14 protein-coding genes are annotated in these 15880 nt (G+C 63.0%); 11 read left to right on the forward strand and 3 right to left on the reverse strand.

Translation table 11 applies throughout. The annotated features are described in order from the left end of the window. Positions 1 to 184: 184 nt before the first annotated feature. The 8 genes from A3OO_RS0109895 (at position 185) to A3OO_RS0109935 (ending at position 7566) form a co-directional block, all read left to right on the forward strand. Positions 185 to 1411: an MFS transporter gene (locus A3OO_RS0109895; RefSeq protein WP_018407685.1), complete on the forward strand. Its 1227-nt coding sequence runs from the start codon at positions 185 to 187 to the stop codon at positions 1409 to 1411. 160 nt (positions 1412 to 1571) lie between these two features. Beyond that, a complete protein-coding gene (locus A3OO_RS0109900; RefSeq protein WP_018407686.1) occupies positions 1572 to 2297 on the forward strand; it encodes an outer membrane protein in 726 nt (241 codons plus the stop codon). Positions 2298 to 2459: 162 nt separating this feature from the next. Further along, complete coding sequence (gene sdhC / locus A3OO_RS0109905; protein WP_018407687.1) at positions 2460 to 2867, forward strand: succinate dehydrogenase, cytochrome b556 subunit; 408 nt, start codon at positions 2460 to 2462, stop codon at positions 2865 to 2867. Positions 2868 to 2880: 13 nt separating this feature from the next. Next, complete coding sequence (gene sdhD, locus A3OO_RS0109910; RefSeq protein WP_018407688.1) at positions 2881 to 3276, forward strand: succinate dehydrogenase, hydrophobic membrane anchor protein; 396 nt, start codon at positions 2881 to 2883, stop codon at positions 3274 to 3276. 145 nt (positions 3277 to 3421) lie between these two features. After that, positions 3422 to 5254 (forward strand): succinate dehydrogenase flavoprotein subunit, encoded by a 1833-nt coding sequence (gene sdhA / locus A3OO_RS0109920; RefSeq protein ID WP_018407690.1) that lies wholly within the window; start codon positions 3422 to 3424, stop codon positions 5252 to 5254. A gap of 1 nt (position 5255) precedes the next feature. Further along, on the forward strand, positions 5256 to 6044 hold the full coding sequence (locus tag A3OO_RS0109925) for a succinate dehydrogenase iron-sulfur subunit (RefSeq protein WP_018407691.1): 789 nt from the start codon (positions 5256 to 5258) through the stop codon (positions 6042 to 6044). 70 nt (positions 6045 to 6114) lie between these two features. Continuing rightward, positions 6115 to 6495 (forward strand): hypothetical protein, encoded by a 381-nt coding sequence (locus tag A3OO_RS0109930; RefSeq protein ID WP_018407692.1) that lies wholly within the window; start codon positions 6115 to 6117, stop codon positions 6493 to 6495. A 36-nt stretch (positions 6496 to 6531) separates the two neighbouring features. Further along, complete coding sequence (locus A3OO_RS0109935; RefSeq protein ID WP_026222862.1) at positions 6532 to 7566, forward strand: aspartate-semialdehyde dehydrogenase; 1035 nt, start codon at positions 6532 to 6534, stop codon at positions 7564 to 7566. 45 nt (positions 7567 to 7611) lie between these two features. On the opposite strand, the gene A3OO_RS24560 is transcribed toward A3OO_RS0109935, so the two are convergent. The 3 genes from A3OO_RS24560 to A3OO_RS0109950 all read right to left on the reverse strand — a co-directional run bounded on the left by A3OO_RS24560 (position 7612) and on the right by A3OO_RS0109950 (position 11988). Then, positions 7612 to 8511: an outer-membrane lipoprotein carrier protein LolA gene (locus tag A3OO_RS24560; protein WP_018407694.1), complete on the reverse strand. Its 900-nt coding sequence runs from the start codon at positions 8509 to 8511 to the stop codon at positions 7612 to 7614. Positions 8512 to 8580: 69 nt separating this feature from the next. After that, positions 8581 to 11061 (reverse strand): FtsK/SpoIIIE family DNA translocase, encoded by a 2481-nt coding sequence (locus A3OO_RS0109945; protein WP_018407695.1) that lies wholly within the window; start codon positions 11059 to 11061, stop codon positions 8581 to 8583. 81 nt (positions 11062 to 11142) lie between these two features. Further along, the gene (locus tag A3OO_RS0109950) at positions 11143 to 11988 is read right to left on the reverse strand and encodes a YihY/virulence factor BrkB family protein (RefSeq protein ID WP_018407696.1); all 846 of its coding nucleotides are present in this window, start codon (positions 11986 to 11988) and stop codon (positions 11143 to 11145) included. A 57-nt stretch (positions 11989 to 12045) separates the two neighbouring features. On the opposite strand from A3OO_RS0109950, the gene A3OO_RS0109955 reads away from it, so the two are divergent. The 3 genes from A3OO_RS0109955 to A3OO_RS0109965 all read left to right on the forward strand — a co-directional run bounded on the left by A3OO_RS0109955 (position 12046) and on the right by A3OO_RS0109965 (position 15877). Further along, positions 12046 to 12459, forward strand: a complete 414-nt coding sequence (locus tag A3OO_RS0109955; RefSeq protein WP_018407697.1) for a lysozyme inhibitor LprI family protein — start codon at positions 12046 to 12048, stop codon at positions 12457 to 12459. A 38-nt stretch (positions 12460 to 12497) separates the two neighbouring features. Further along, positions 12498 to 13844, forward strand: a complete 1347-nt coding sequence (locus A3OO_RS0109960; protein ID WP_026222863.1) for a DUF2254 domain-containing protein — start codon at positions 12498 to 12500, stop codon at positions 13842 to 13844. Between the two features lie 155 nt (positions 13845 to 13999). Next, complete coding sequence (locus tag A3OO_RS0109965; protein WP_051080349.1) at positions 14000 to 15877, forward strand: potassium transporter Kup; 1878 nt, start codon at positions 14000 to 14002, stop codon at positions 15875 to 15877. The last annotated feature ends 3 nt before the right edge of the window (positions 15878 to 15880 follow it).

Below are 15880 nucleotides of genomic sequence, written 5' to 3' on the forward strand. Positions count from 1 at the left end.
CGCGCTATTAATGCAGCGCGCGCCAACCCTCTCCCGTCGGGAGAGGGTGGTTGCGAAGCAACCGGGTGAGGGGTTTCCGCTTCGCGTGAGTTTGCGTATTGCGAAGTGGCCATGACCCTCATCCCGGTCCTTTGGACCGACCCTCTCCGTGGGAGAGGTTAGCGCGCGCGAGCCTTGTAAGTTCATGAACGACTCCAGCGGCGTCTCGCGTCTGCGCGCCATACCTTCCGGCGTCTGGGCGCTCGGGCTCGTCTCGCTGCTCATGGATTTCTCATCCGAGATGATCCACGCGCTGTTGCCCGTCTATCTAGTCGGCGCGATGGGCGCCTCGATGGCGGAAGTCGGAATCATCGAAGGCGTCGCCGAGGCGACCGCCTCGATCGTGAAAATCTTTTCGGGCGCGCTGTCGGACTGGTTCGGACGGCGCAAACAGCTGGCGATCATCGGCTATGGGCTTGCGGCGCTCACCAAGCCGATGTTCCCGCTGGCGCCGAATGTCGCCTGGGTCATGGCCGCCCGCTTCATCGATCGCGTCGGCAAGGGCATACGCGGCGCCCCGCGCGACGCGCTCGTCGCCGATATCGCGCCGGCCTCCATTCGCGGCGCGGCCTTCGGACTTCGCCAGTCGCTCGACACGATTGGTGCCTTTCTCGGGCCGGCGGTCGCTGTGGCCGCGATGTGGTTCTCGGCCAACAGCATCCCCTTCGTGTTCTGGATCGCGACGATTCCGGCGGCTCTCGCCGTCGTAGTCCTGGCGTTCGGCGTGCGCGAGCCGGAAGCCTCCCGGCCGCCGCGGCCGGCGCGTTTTCCGCTGCACATCGAGGAAGTCCGTCGGCTCGGTGGCCCCTTCTGGATCGTTGTGGCGATCGGCGTCGTCTTCAGTCTGGCGCGTTTTTCCGAGGCTTTTCTGATCCTGAAGGCGCGCGACGTCGGACTGCCGGTGGCGCTCGCGCCGCTGGTGCTCGTTGTGATGAACGTCGTCTATGCCGGCGCTTCCTATCCGGTTGGCGCCTTCTCGGATCGCGGCGACAGAAAAACGCCGCTGATGGCGGGCCTTGTCGCGCTGGTCGCCGCCGACGCCGCCTTGGCGGTCGCCGATCATATGCCGCTCGTGTGGCTCGGCGTGGCGCTTTGGGGCCTGCACATGGGCCTCACCCAAGGTCTCCTCGCCGCGCTCGTCGCCGACGTCGCGCCGGCGGCGTTACGCGGCTCGGCCTTCGGCGTTTTCAACCTTGCAAGCGGCGTCGCGCTGCTCGCAGCCAGCGCCGGCGCCGGAGCGCTCTGGGACGCCTTTGGGTCCGCGTCCGCCTTCTGGGCGGGCGCGCTTTTGGCGTCGCTGGCGCTCGTCGGGCTCGCGGCGGGCGGCGGTCGGATCGGCCGGTCCCCACGCCGGGGGGAGCTGGCGCGTTAAGAACTTCACGGCGGAATTCAGGCCGGTTAACGGATGGCTAAGCATGTCAATTAAACATTGAAAATGAACGATAAATTATCGCAATTGCGCCATTGTTGATCATTCATTTCAGAACTGGCGGGGGCGCTGGCGTTTCAAAGAACGCACCATCGAGGTTCTCATGAAAAAACGAGCTTTCGGCGTCGCCGTCGCGGCTTGCCTCTCCGTCCTGTCGGCGTCGGCCGCAGACCTGCCTTCGCGCAAAGAGCCGCCGCCCGTCTATTATCCGCCGCCGCCCATCTTCACCTGGACCGGGGTCTACGCCGGTCTCAATCTTGGCGGCGGGTGGCTTGATCGATACGACTATGGACATTGGCTGGCGCCCTCGAGCGCGTCGAACAGTGGCGGCGTCGTCGGCGGCGCCCAGATCGGCTATAATTATCAGCTGACCCCGCTCTTCGTCGTCGGTCTCGAAACCGATTTTCAAGGATCGGGCGTCGGCGGCGGCGGCAATCAGGGGTGGGGCGCAACGCGCAGCGTCGACTGGTTCGGCACAGTGCGCGGGCGCGCGGGCGTGTCGTTGCTGAACGCGCAGCTGCTCCTTTACGGCACGGGCGGCTTCGCCTATGGCGACCTGCGTCTCAACTACGGGTGGCTTGGCTCTCAGGCCCGCGTGGGAACCGGGTGGACGGCGGGCGGAGGGCTCGAATACGCCTTCCTACCGAACTGGTCGGCGAAGGTCGAATATCTCTACACAAACATCGGCGCGAATTACGACTCTATCTATGTTGCGCCTTTCATCGTCGAATCCCAGCAGCGCGCGCATCTCAATACTGTGCGCGCCGGCGTCAATTATCGCTTCAACTGGCTGCTTGCGCCTCCCGGCCCTCCAATGGCCGCCTACTGAACGCGAATGCTACAAGGATGAGCGACAAAAGCCCCGGCGACGGGGCTTTTGCATATGTGGCCGTCGAAGGCGCCGCCCGCGTAGTTGCGGCGCCGCAACAATTGAACTATCTGCTTTGGAAGCGTTCCGAGAAGAAATCGGCCGCACGCGAGAGGGTTCTACATGGCAGACGCCGACACTGACGGGCTCGCCGCGCGGCGGCCGCTGTCGCCGCATCTGACGGTCTTCAAGCCCATCCTGACGATGATGATGTCGATCGCGCATCGAATCACCGGCGCGGGGCTTTACGTCGGCATGGCGCTTCTGGCGCTGTTCCTGCTCGGCGCCGCGGTTGGCGGCGGCGCCTTCTCCGCCGTGTCCTGGATCGGGTCGGGCTTCATCGGCAATCTGCTGGTGCTGATGATCGTTTGGGCGATTTTCCACCATCTGCTCGGCGGCGTGCGTCACGCGCTCTGGGACCGCGGGCTATACATGGACGCGAAAGGGCGGGAACTGCTGGCGCAAGGGACGCTCGTTGGCGGCATCCTGTTGACGCTGCTCGTCTTCATCTTCAAGACGCTGGCGGGCTGAGCGGAGCGAACTCATGACGGTTGCGACAAGGTTCAAGAGCGGTCGAACCGGACCCGGCGACGCCTATGTCTCCGACCATAGCGGTTCGCCTCACGCACGCTTCATGCGGTTGACGTCTTATGCGCTGGTCCCGCTTGGCGTGCTGAGCGCCTGGTGGATTCTTGGACTTGCCGGCAAGTCGCTTGAAGGCGTGCGCGCCGAAATCGGCAGACCGTTTCCCGCACTGGTGCTTCTTGCGTTCGGCGTGGTCGGCATGATCCATGCGCGACAAGGCATGGACGACATCATCGAAGATTACGTGCACGACAAAGTGTTGAAGGCGCAGGCGATCGTCGCCAACACATGGGCGTCGCGCGCCATCGCAGCGATCTGGGTCCTCGCGATCCTCCTCATCGCTGCGCCGAAGTAGTCGGACGATGCAATCCACGGACGTCGACGTGACAGGCGAGAGCAGGAAGCAGCGCGACGTCGCTGCTTTGATCGCAATGATCCCGTCTTGTGACGACGCAGCGACGCTGCGCGCGGCGCGAATGAGATTCGAGAAGGCTTGATCAATGGTTGCAAAGGGTCCTGCATCAAATGTGTCGGTGGGCGGTCGCGCCTATGCGATCGTCGACCACACCTTTGACGTCGTCGTCGTCGGCGCAGGCGGATCGGGCCTTCGCGCCGTCGTCGGCTGCGCCGAGGCGGGACTGAATGTCGCCTGCGTCACCAAGGTCTTTCCAACCCGCTCGCACACCGTGGCGGCGCAGGGCGGCATCGCCGCCGCGCTCGGCAACATGGGGCCGGACAATTGGAAATGGCACATGTACGACACCGTCAAAGGCTCCGACTGGCTCGGCGACCAGGACGCCATCGAATATATGTGCCGTAACGCCCCGCCCGCCGTTTATGAGCTGGAGCATTGGGGCGTGCCCTTCTCGCGCACGATCGAAGGGACGATCTACCAGCGTCCGTTCGGCGGGATGACGACGGACTTCGGCAACGGCCCGCCGGCGCAGCGCACATGCGCGGCCGCCGATCGCACCGGCCACGCGATGCTCCATACGATGTATGGCCAGGCGCTGAAGCTCGACACGAAGTTCTTCGTCGAATTTTTCGCGCTCGACCTCATCATGGATCAGGACGGCGCCTGTCGGGGCGTCGTGTGCCTGAAGATCGATGATGGAACGATCCATCGTTTTCGCGCAGCGCTCACCGTGCTCGCGACCGGCGGCTATGGCCGCGCCTACCTTTCTGCGACGTCGGCGCACACCTGCACCGGCGACGGCAACGCCATGGTGCTACGCGCGGGGCTGCCGCTGCAGGACATGGAGTTCGTGCAGTTTCATCCGACCGGCATCTATGGCGCGGGCTGCCTGATCACTGAAGGCGCGCGCGGCGAAGGCGGCTATCTGACAAACAGCGAAGGCGAGCGCTTCATGGAGCGCTACGCGCCCTCGGTGAAGGATCTCGCGCCGCGCGACATGGTTTCGCGCGCCATCACCGTCGAGGTTCGCGAGGGCCGCGGCGTCGGCAAGAATCAGGATCACGCCTATCTACATCTCGAGCATCTCGATCCGCAGATTCTGCATGAGCGGCTGCCGGGCATCTCAGAAAGCGCGAAAATTTTCGCCGGCGTCGACGTGACGCGCCAGCCGATCCCGATCATTCCAACCGTGCATTACAACATGGGCGGCATACCGACGAATTATCACGGCGAGGCGTTGCGCAAGCGCGACGGCAATCCCGACGAGGTGGTGCCGGGTCTGATGGCGCTCGGCGAAGCGGCCTGCGTTTCCGTGCACGGCGCCAATCGCCTCGGCTCGAATTCGCTTATTGACCTCGTCGTCTTCGGCCGCGCCGCGGCGCAGCGCGCCGCCGAACTCATCAAGCCCAACGATACGCAGCCGGAGCTCCCCGCGAATTCGGCCGATCTCGCGCTATCGCGTCTCGATTTTTTCCGCAACGCCAACGGCGGGACATCGACAGCCACATTGCGCGACAGGATGCAGCGCACGATGCAGTCGCACTGCGCCGTCTATCGCACCGGGGAGGTCCTCGCCGAGGGCGTCGAACAGATCAACGCCGTCTGGCGCGACGGCGCCGACGTCAAGATCACCGATCGCTCGCTGATCTGGAACTCCGATCTCGTCGAGACGCTGGAATACGACAACCTTATCGTTCAGGCCGTCACGACGATGGAAAGCGCGGCCAACCGCGCCGAATCGCGCGGCGCGCATGCGCGCGAGGATTTCCCGAATCGCGATGACAAGAACTGGATGAAGCATACGCTCGCGACGATCGATCGCGAGAGGAAGACCACCTCAATCGATTATCGCCCGGTGCACAGCTACACGATGACGAATGAGGTCGCTTACATCGAGCCGAAGGCGCGGGTGTATTAAGATGGTCGAATTCACCCTCCCCAAGAACTCCGTCGTCGCCGAAGGCAAAACGTGGCCGAAGCCCGAAGGGGCCGAGCGCCTGCGCGAATTGCGCATCTATCGATGGGACCCCGACGACGGCGCCAATCCTCGGATCGACACCTATTTCATCGACGCCGACGACTGCGGGCCGATGGTTCTCGACGCGCTGATCTGGATCAAGAACCGAATCGATCCGACGCTCGCCTTCCGTCGCTCGTGCCGCGAAGGCATCTGCGGCTCCTGCTCGATGAATATCGGCGGGCTGAACACGCTCGCCTGCACCAAGGGCATGGATGAAATCGACGGCGCGATCAAAATCTATCCGCTGCCGCATATGGCGGTGGTGAAGGACCTCGTGCCGGATCTGACGATCTTCTATGAGCAATACGCGGCGATCCAGCCCTGGCTGCGCGGCGGACCCGCCCCCGAGAAGGAGCGGCTGCAGTCGCCGGAGCAGCGCGCCAAGCTCGACGGGCTCTATGAATGCATCCTGTGCGCCTGCTGCTCGACGGCCTGTCCGAGCTATTGGTGGAACGCCGATCGCTTCCTGGGTCCCGCGGCGCTGCTGCAGGCGTTCCGTTGGGTGCAGGATTCGCGCGATGAAGCGACGAATGACCGCGTCTCCTATGTCGACGACGTCTTCCGCCTCTATCGCTGCCACACGATCATGAATTGCACCCAGGTCTGCCCGAAGTCCCTGTCGCCGGCCAAGGCGATCGCGGAACTCAAAAACATGGCCATCGCCCAGGACGAAGCGGAGTCGCGCTGAGCGCGGGGCCGCCTTGATCCCGCCGCGCCGCCGGTTTAGGACGGAACAAACGTCTTCGGAGATCTGCGCCATGTCGACCAGCGCTCGTCGTAGTTGCGCCTCGCTTCTCATCGCCGCCTACCTGATCGCCGGCGGCCCTCAGGCCGCCTCGGCGCAGCAGCTTCAAGCCGATCCCGGAGCGCCTGACGCTTCCGGTTCCGTCACGACGCAGCCGAAGGCCAAGAAAGCGAAGGCGCAGCAATCCCCGCGCGCCAACGCCGGCGCAAGCGCCGGCCAGCAGCAGCAGGGAGGCGGCGGCAACCGCCAGTTTGGCGAGCTTGAGGGTTGGTCCCCCGGCAAGGCGCCGCCCGGGGGAAAGCCGAAGGAAGAAGAGAAGTCGAGCCAGCCAAAAGGCGGATTGCCTATTGGCGTTTCGCCTTCGGGGAATATGTCCGTCGGCCTCCCATTCTAAAAATCTCAGCGCCGGGATTGCCGGCTGGAGTTGATCATGGCGTATAAGGTTGCGGTCGTAGGCGCTACGGGCAACGTAGGCCGCGAGATGCTCGATATTCTCGCCGAGCGCCGCTTCCCGGTTTCGGAGGTCGTTGCGCTGGCGTCGCCGCGCTCGATTGGCACGGAGGTCTCCTTCGGCGACAGGACGCTGAAGTGCAAGGTGCTCGACTCCTACGATTTCTCCGACGTCGATATTTGTCTCATGTCCGCGGGGGGCTCCGTCGCGAAGGAATGGGCGCCCAGGATCGGCGCTCAGGGCTGCGTCGTCATCGACAATTCTTCGGCCTGGCGCATGGACCCTGACGTGCCGTTGGTCGTGCCGGAAGTGAACGCCGCCGCCGCGGCGGGATTTTCCAAAAAGAACATCATCGCCAATCCGAACTGCTCGACGGCGCAGCTCGTCGTCGCGCTGAAGCCTTTGCACGACGCGGCGACGATCAAGCGCGTCGTGGTCTCGACCTATCAATCGGTCTCCGGCGCGGGCAAGGAGGGAATGGACGAACTCTTCGCGCAGACCCGCTCGGTGTTCGTCGCCAACCCCGTCGAAGCCAAGAAATTTCCCAAGCGCATCGCCTTCAACCTGATTCCGCAGATCGACGTCTTCATGGAGGACGGCTTCACAAAGGAAGAGTGGAAGATGGTGGCGGAGACGAAGAAGATACTCGACCCCAAGATCAAGCTTGTCGCCACCTGCGTGCGCGTGCCGGTCTTCATCGGCCATTCGGAAGCGGTGAACATCGAATTCGAAAAGCCGATTTCGGCGGACGAGGCGCGTAATATTTTGCGCGCGGCGCCCGGCGTGCTGGTGATCGACAAGCACGAAGCCGGCGGCTACATCACGCCGCATGAAGCGGCGGGCGAAGACGCCACCTATGTCTCGCGAATCCGTACCGACCCGACCGTCGATAATGGGCTGGTTCTGTGGTGCGTTTCCGACAATCTGCGCAAGGGCGCGGCGCTTAACGCCATTCAGATCGCGGAAGTCCTGATGAACCGCAAGCTGCTCGCGCCTAAGAAAAGGGCGGCCTAACGCCCGAAGGCGATCATCACCGCCAAATGGGCCGACGGCAACGGCTTATTTGTTGATCTTGAACAGCGCCGGATCGGGCACTTTGGCCTGGTCGATGTTGAAGACCGAAATCAAGGTCTCATAGCCTTGCGGGTCCTTCACCTCCCATTGCTTCAATTTGAAGGTCTTGGGGTCGAAGATCAGACGCACGTGCGACGTGCCGCCGAAGGTCGCCTTGTCCTCGATAGAGACGGTGACGCCGGAATCGTCGATCTTCACATCCTCGACGATGACGTCCTTTTCGAGGTCGATCTTGTCCTTCATCAGAAATTTGAGCGGCGTCTGGGTGATGAAGTAGAGATCCTGCGTGTTGAGCTTACGGTCGCGCACTGCGACCTGCGCGCCATCGGCCACGACCTCCATCGTCGCCGGCTGCGCGTATTCGAAGCGCACGCGGCCGGCGCGCTGAACGTGAAGCTTGCCTTCCGAACGCTTGCCGTCGCCGCCGATCTGCACGAAATCGGCGGTCATCACCGGCGAAGCGTTGAAAAATGCGTTGGCGCGCTTGAGCGCTTCGGCGCGGGTGAGCGGCTTCTCCGGCTCCGGCGCGGGCGGCGGCGCGATCGTGGCGGCGGCAGAGGAGGGGGAGGGCCCCTGCGCGGATGGCTTGGCGCCCTTCTTCCCGGCTGACGGGGGCTCTGCGGGCTTCGCCTCGCCGGGCTTGGCCGTCACGGGCTTGACGGTCACGGGCTTGGCGTCTCCGCTCTTCTCGTCTTCAGGCTTGACCTCAGCCGATTTCGACCTTGCGTCCGCGGGACCGGCAGGCTTCGCCTCCGCTGCTTTATTCTCAGCGACAGCCGGAACGCCTCCCTGCGACGGCGGCGCAGCGCGCGCGATGGTCGCAGCGGCGGCCGGGACGGCGAGTGAAAGCGCGGCGAGCAGGGCGGCAAAGTGAACGTATGTCACGGCGGGTTCCGATTCTGGGGAAGCTGTCGCCGTCTTCCTAGCATAAGTTGGCGGAATTGGGGGCGAAGCCTACTCCGCCGCCTCGATATCGAAGGCGCCCCGGTCGATGCCGCCGCCAACGAGAATTTCGCGCTTTCCGGCGTGGTTAGGCGCGGAGACGACGCCTTCCTGCTCCATGCGCTCTACGAGCGAAGCGGCCTTGTTGTAGCCGACCGAGAGGCGGCGCTGGATGTAGCTCGTCGAGCACTTCTTGTCGCGCAACACGATATTGACGGCGCGGTCGTAAAGATCGCCGCCTTCCTCCGCGTCCATCGAGCCGGGCAGGGGCGCTTCGCCGTCTTCGCCAACATCGTCCTCGGCGGTGATGGCGTCGAGATATTGCGGCGCGCCTTGCGTCTTCACATGGGCGACGATGTCCTCGACTTCGCGGTCGGACACGAAAGGCCCATGCACGCGCGAAATGCGGCCGCCGCCCGCCATGTAGAGCATGTCGCCCTGGCCGAGCAGCTGCTCGGCGCCCTGTTCGCCCAGGATCGTGCGGCTGTCGATCTTTGAGGTCACCTGGAAGGAGATGCGCGTCGGGAAATTCGCTTTGATCGTGCCGGTGATGACGTCGACGGAGGGGCGCTGCGTCGCCATGATCAGATGGATGCCGGCGGCGCGCGCCATCTGCGCCAGTCTCTGGATCGCGCCCTCGATGTCCTTGCCGGCGACGAGCATAAGATCCGCCATCTCGTCGACGATGACGACGATATAAGGCAGCGTCGAGAGCGTCATCTCCTCATGCTCGAAGATCGCCTCGCCGGTCTCGCGATCGAAGCCCGTCTGCACCGTGCGGGTGATCGTCTCGCCCTTGGCCTGCGCGTCGGCGACGCGGACATTGTAGCCGTCGATGTTGCGCACGCCGAGCTTCGACATTTTCTTGTAGCGATCCTCCATCTCGCGCACCGCCCATTTGAGCGCCACGACCGCCTTTTTCGGGTCGGTGACGACGGGCGTCAGCAGATGGGGAATGTTGTCGTAGACGGAGAGCTCCAGCATCTTCGGATCGACCATGATGAGCCGGCATTCTTCGGGCTTCAGCCGATAGAGCAGCGACAGGATCATGGTGTTGATCGCGACCGACTTGCCGGAGCCGGTGGTGCCGGCGACCAAGAGATGCGGCATTCGGGCGAGGTCGACGATCACCGGCTCGCCGCCGATCGTCTTGCCAAGCGCGATGGCGAGCTTGTGGTTGGAGCGGACGAAATCCTCGCAGGCGATGAGTTCGCGCAGATAGACCATCTCGCGACGCTGGTTCGGCAGTTCGATGCCGATGGCGTTGCGCCCCGACACGACGGCGACACGGGCGGAGATGGCGGACATCGAGCGGGCGATGTCGTCGGCGAGGCCGATGACCCGCGAACTCTTGATGCCGGGCGCCGGCTCCAGCTCATAGAGCGTGACCACCGGCCCGGGGCGGACGTTGATGATGTCGCCCTTGACGGAAAAATCCTCGAGCACGCCTTCGAGCAGACGCGCGTTGTGCTCGAGCGCCTCCTGCGGGAGCTTGACGCCGCTCGCCTGCTTCTTCGGCTCGGCCAGAAGGGTCAGGGGCGGCGTTTCATAGCGCGTATTGAAGCGGGGCTGCGCGGCGCGAGCAGGCGCACGCGTCCTGCGGGGCGCAGGCGCGGGCGGGGAGACCGCGGGTTCAAAGGGCGGCTCGTCGAGATCTTGGGCTCCCGGCGACGCAAAGCCGGGAAAAACGTCCAGATCCTCGAAAGTGGGCTCGACGCGCGGATAGCGCGGCGGCGGCGGCCGGTCCGTCGTCGCGGCGCGACGTCTGAATCTTGCGGCGGCGCGCAGCATCCAGGCCTTCAGCGCCAGTCCAAGATGAATTAGCGCGCCGAGCGAGATCAACGCGACGCCAGGCTCGCCGCCGGCGTCGTCGTCATCGTCGGCGCCCGGACGAATCTTCGCGTCATCTTCAGAGGAGCGGCTGCGCATATCCGCTTCGGATTCGAAGCCCAGTCCCGCTGCGCCGGTGACGGCGAGGATCGCGACGAGAGCGGCGCCGGCGCCAAAGAGCGCGGTAAGAACGCCCGAGCCGGCAAAGATCAGCCGCGGAACGGTCAGGATGGCGTCGCCGGCGACGCCGCCGAGGCCGGTGGGCAGCGGCCAGCGGTTGGTCGCGGGCAAGAGCGACGCGGTCGCGGCGGTTGCGAAGACGCCTAGGACACAGAGGCCGACGCGCAGCATCACGCGGCCGATTCGGCGCCGTCGCATGAGACGCAATCCCTGGGTGGCGATTGGCACGATAGCGGCGATGGCGCCGAAGCCGACGAGCTGCATCAACAGATCGGAGACGATCGCGCCCGGTCCGCCGAGCAGATTGCGGACGTGGCCCGAGGTCGCGTGGTTGAGTGAAGGATCGCGGGCGGACCAGCTGACGAGCGCCAGTGTGAGCGCGGCGGCGCTCACGAGCAAGGCGGCGCCCAGCATTTCCGCCAGCCTCCGCGCCGCGAACTCGCGAAGCTGCTCGGTAAAATGGCCCCTTGCATGGCTGCGCATATGAGGAGAAGCCTCGCTTGATCGCAGCGCCGCCAACGGCGCGCGGATGCGGCAGCGTAAAAAATCTCGGTTAAGGTGCGCTTAACCCTGGTTTTCCGGGCTGTTGCCGCCCGCCGCGACCGTCTGGTTGAGTTCGGCGCCATAGATGAAGATCGCCGCCAGCATCTGAAGAAAAACGATGGCGATCACGATCGAGGCGAGGCCGGCGTAGGTCGAAACATAGCTGCCGGCGAATCTCGCGAGATAGGCGCCGAAGCCGGCGCCTAGCGCGAGCGACGCGATCAGCGTCAGCGCGATGCCTGGCCCGATGAAGGTAAGGTTGCGCCGCTCCGCGGGCAAAAATTTATGAGCCGCATACAGGGCAATGGCCAACAGGGCGGTGGTGACGCCATAGCGCACCGGCGCGTAAAGGGGCTGAAGATCCTGCACGAGGGCGGGGATGTAGCGTTCGGCGATCGCGCGCGCGAGAGGCCCCAGCACGAGCAGAATAGCGACGGCGAGGAGCGCGGCCGCGCCGAGAAAGACGTAAAGAATTGATTCGAGGCGCGTCAGCCACCAGGGGCGCTTGTCCTTGAGGTCATAGGCCCGGTTCAGCGCGACGCGCAGCGCTTCCACTCCGGTAGAGGAGAAATATATGGCGAAGATCGCGCCCAGCGTCAGCAGCCCGCCGCGCGGCTGCGTCAGCACATTGCTGATCTCCCGGGAAATCGGACCGGCCACATCCGGGGGCCATGTGTCGAAGAGCAGTTTTCTCGCGGCTTCCGCTTCCTGACCCAAGCCGAAAAAGCCGGCGAGCGCCGTCAGAAAGATGAGAAACGGAAACATCGAAGTCAGGATTGCGAGCGCGATATAGCTCGTGACCGCCCAACCGTCGTCGCGGTCAAACTTGAGATAGGCGTGATAAAAGATTCGAAAAAGCTTTCGCATGACAACCCATGATAGCGTGCCAACTGGGAATAGCGATGGCGCAAGGAGCATCCGCCAATGAGAAGCTTTCCTTTACGGCGCGCCGCCGCCATCAGCGCAGCTTTTGTCGTTCTGACGCATTCGATGAACTGGGCGTTCGCGAAGGACTGCGACGGTCGCGGCTCTCAGACTGCCCTCAATCTGTGCGCGGGAGAGAATTTCAAACAGGCCGACGCGAAACTCAACGCCTTCTACGCCAAATTGCAAAAAAAGATCAGCGCGGCGGGGCAGTCAAAATTACGGGAGGCGCAAAAATCCTGGATCGCCTACCGGGATGCGCAATGCGCCTTTGAGACTCTGGGGACGATCGACGGCAGCATTCACAGCATGGTCATGGCGCAATGTCTCATGGATGTGACCGAGCAGCAGACGAAACGGCTGCAGCATCAGCTCACCTGCCAAGAAGGCGACGTCTCCTGCGGCGGTCAGTAGGGTGGCCGCTTAGTCGCCGCAAAAAGCCGAGATTCGACATGCGCAGACCAATTTCGCCGCGGGCGTTGCTGCGATCGACGCTATACGCGCTTCGGGGAGGGTTTCTCCTTCGCCCGTTAGCGATCGCTTTGTCGTTAGGGGTTTGTGGGGCGCTGCTCTCCGAACTGGAGGAAAAGTTTCCAGGAATCCGTCGCTTCGTTCCCAGGCTGTTATTTCCGTCACAGGCGGATCCACAAGTCGCACAGGCGATCCTAACCAGCATCGCTACCTCGACGATGACGGTCGTGTCGATCGTCTTCGCCATACTCCTGATGACGCTGACGCTCGCTTCGACGCAGTTTTCCCCACGCATTCTCATCAGCTTCGTGCGTGACCATGTGACGCAATGGACGCTCGGAATCTTTCTCGGGACTTTTTCCTATTGTATCGCGGCGCTGCCCGCCGCCCGCACGCTGCCCCAGCCCTTTGCGCCGGTTGTGACCGTCGCGGGCGCCATGGCGCTCGCGCCGATTTGCGTCGGCTGGCTCATTTATTTCATTCATCACATCTCCAACGCCATCAGCGTCAACAATATCGTCGATCGCATCCGACGCGAGACGGAGCTCGTGATCGACGAGTTGATGCCGGACACCCGGCGGCCGATTCAACCGCTCGACGCGGCGGAATCGTTTCAGGGCAGGTTGGAGGTCGTTCTGCGAAGTCGGCAATCGGGATATATCCGATATGTCGATATCCCGCGGCTGTGTGGGGCCGCCAAAAATTTTGGAGTCTGTTTGCGCCTGGAGCGTCGCGTCGGCCATTTCGTTCCTGAAGGCGCCGCGCTCATGAGACTTTCGCGAGGCGACCGAATCACCGAGGAACGCGCCGTCGAGCTTCTGTCCACAATCGACATCGGTCCGACCCGAACGATGCAGCAGGACGTCGAATTCGGCATTGTACAAATCGTCGACATTGCCTTGCGAGCAATTTCGCCTGCGATCAACGATCCGACGACAGCCATCAGCTGTGTGGATCAACTTGGCTGCATCTTGATCCGGTGGATCGGCCGAGTTCCGCCGCGAAGCTATTACTTCGATCCGCCCCATGTGCTGCGCGTCGCGATTCCGTGGATCAATTTTAATGGCTTGCTCGACCTCGCATTTGAGCAAATCCGCCACTATGCCGCCGCAGACGCCGCGGTGAGCCTGAGGTTGATGCGCGCGCTCGGAGACATCGCGAGCACTGTAAGCGACCCGACGCTCCGCGAATGTCTCGCCGAGCGTGGTCGGCGGGCGCTCGCAGGATGCGTCGGCAAAATCGAAGAAGGCGACTTGCAAAGACTGCGCGGGCGATTGTCCTTGCTGGAGGCGGGCGTCGCTCATGACGACACGGTCGAGGGACCGTGAAGGTCTTCGGCGCCGTTTTTCCCAATAGTCCCTTTATAAGAGAATTGATTAGCCTGTATCAGCGGCGAACTCCGATTCGGTCCCGCCGCCCGGCTCGGACGTTGGACATTCATTACGATCCAAATTCGACATCGCCAAAATTGGGGGGGGCGTTGATGGTGGGTAGCGCGGCTGCGACGGAGAGCCATCGCGCTCGCCTTGGAGCGCTCTCCCTTGGCGCTTTGGGCGTCGTCTATGGCGATATCGGCACCAGCCCGCTCTATACGATCAAAACAGCAGTCGAATGGGCCGGCGGCGCCGTCACGCCGGAAGAAGCGCTCGGCATGTTCTCGCTGATCGTCTGGACGCTGATTATCATCACATCGATCAAATATGTCGCGGTCATCATGCGCGCCGACAACGAGGGCGAGGGCGGCATTCTGGCGCTGATGTCGCTGCTCGGCGTCAAGCACATGCGTCGCCCCTTCGTTATCGCCATCGGAATGCTCGGCGCTGCGCTGCTGTTCGGCGACGGCGCGATCACGCCGGCGATCTCAGTTTTGAGCGCGCTTGAAGGATTGAAGACGCCGGCCCCTCCGATTGCCCCCTATGTCGCGCCGCTGTCCGTTGTGGTTCTCATCGGCTTGTTCAGCTTGCAATCGCAAGGCACGGCGCGCATTTCGAAGCTCTTCGGGCCGGTCATGACGCTATGGTTCCTTGTCATTGGCGCTTTGGGCTTGGGGGGCGTCGTCAAGCATCCCGAGGTGCTCTGGGCGCTCAATCCCACCATCGGCCTCTATTATCTCGCGACGCATGGGATGGCTGGATTTCTGTTGCTCGGCGCGGTGTTCCTGTGCGCCACGGGCGCCGAGGCCCTTTATGCCGACATGGGGCATTTCGGTCGAGGGCCGATCCGACTTGCATGGTATGGCCTAGTCCTGCCGGCGCTCCTGCTCAATTACGCCGGTCAGACCGCTCTCCTTGTCGATCGCCCTGCCGAGGCATCCGCCAATCCGTTTTTCGATCTCTGTCCAACTGCGTTGCAACTGCCGCTCGTCGGGTTGGCGACGGTCGCGACCGTAATTGCGAGCCAGTCGATTATCACCGGCGCTTTCTCGATGACGCGACAAGCCATCCAGCTTGGGTTGCTGCCACGCATACACATCACACAGACATCGGAAGAAAGTTACGGTCAGATTTACGTCGGTTTTGTCAATTGGTCCTTGATGGCGCTCACTCTCGTTCTGACCGTCACCTTTCGGTCGTCGGAACATCTCGCGGCGGCTTTCGGAATCGCCGTATCGTTGACGATGCTGCTCACGAGCATCCTGATGTTCCTCGCGATGCGCGAAATCTGGCGCTGGAGCTTGGCCGTGAGTCTGGTCGTTGCAGGTCTGTTCATCCTCGTCGACGGCTCCTTTGTCGCGGCCAACATGGTGAAGTTCTTCGATGGCGGATGGATACCGATCACGACCGCCGCGGTCTTGTACTTCCTGATGAGTTGCTGGGCGGAGGGCTACAAGGATATGCGCACCGCGTTGGAGCGCGACACGCTCCCCATACCGAGCTTCATTACGCAATTTCGTGGCAAGCCGCGCGTAAAAGGCACTGCGGTTTATTTGTCCAGTCGCAGCGACGTCGTTCCTGTTCCGCTCTTGCACAATCTCAAGCACAATAAGGTTCTGCATGAACGCATCGTGCTGCTGCACGTCGAGACCGAGCAAATCCCGCGCGTTAATCCTTCGCAACGCGTCGAGTCAATGATGCTCGACGACGAAGTTTACGCGATTACCATTCATTATGGTTTCATGGAGCAACCCGACATTCCGCGCGCGCTGCTTCTCGAATCGCTTTGCGTTCCGTTTCACTTCAACATGATGGAAACGTCGTTCTTCGTCGGCCGCTTGACGATCGTCCCGGCTGGCCTCTCGAAATGGCGGAGATTTAAGCTGCGGATCTATCAGTTTCTCCACCGCAACGCTCTTCCTGCGACTGAGTTCTTTCAAATTCCGCCAGGCCGCGTCGTCGAGCTTGGCGGGCAGGTCGAGATTTGACGG

The organism is Methylocystis rosea SV97 (genome assembly GCF_000372845.1).
GTDB lineage: Bacteria > Pseudomonadota > Alphaproteobacteria > Rhizobiales > Beijerinckiaceae > Methylocystis > Methylocystis rosea.

Bases quoted from the DNA above. Each gene is read 5' to 3' on its own strand.
- A3OO_RS0109895 (WP_018407685.1), top strand. From the start codon at position 185: ATGAACGACTCCAGCGGCGTCTCGCGTCTGCGCGCCATACCTTCCGGC.
- A3OO_RS0109900 (WP_018407686.1), top strand. From the start codon at position 1,572: ATGAAAAAACGAGCTTTCGGCGTCGCCGTCGCGGCTTGCCTCTCCGTC.
- sdhC (WP_018407687.1), top strand. From the start codon at position 2,460: ATGGCAGACGCCGACACTGACGGGCTCGCCGCGCGGCGGCCGCTGTCG.
- sdhD (WP_018407688.1), top strand. From the start codon at position 2,881: ATGACGGTTGCGACAAGGTTCAAGAGCGGTCGAACCGGACCCGGCGAC.
- sdhA (WP_018407690.1), top strand. From the start codon at position 3,422: ATGGTTGCAAAGGGTCCTGCATCAAATGTGTCGGTGGGCGGTCGCGCC.
- A3OO_RS0109925 (WP_018407691.1), top strand. From the start codon at position 5,256: ATGGTCGAATTCACCCTCCCCAAGAACTCCGTCGTCGCCGAAGGCAAA.
- A3OO_RS0109930 (WP_018407692.1), top strand. From the start codon at position 6,115: ATGTCGACCAGCGCTCGTCGTAGTTGCGCCTCGCTTCTCATCGCCGCC.
- A3OO_RS0109935 (WP_026222862.1), top strand. From the start codon at position 6,532: ATGGCGTATAAGGTTGCGGTCGTAGGCGCTACGGGCAACGTAGGCCGC.
- A3OO_RS0109945 (WP_018407695.1), bottom strand. From the start codon at position 11,061: ATGCGCAGCCATGCAAGGGGCCATTTTACCGAGCAGCTTCGCGAGTTC.
- A3OO_RS0109950 (WP_018407696.1), bottom strand. From the start codon at position 11,988: ATGCGAAAGCTTTTTCGAATCTTTTATCACGCCTATCTCAAGTTTGAC.
- A3OO_RS0109955 (WP_018407697.1), top strand. From the start codon at position 12,046: ATGAGAAGCTTTCCTTTACGGCGCGCCGCCGCCATCAGCGCAGCTTTT.
- A3OO_RS0109960 (WP_026222863.1), top strand. From the start codon at position 12,498: ATGCGCAGACCAATTTCGCCGCGGGCGTTGCTGCGATCGACGCTATAC.
- A3OO_RS0109965 (WP_051080349.1), top strand. From the start codon at position 14,000: ATGGTGGGTAGCGCGGCTGCGACGGAGAGCCATCGCGCTCGCCTTGGA.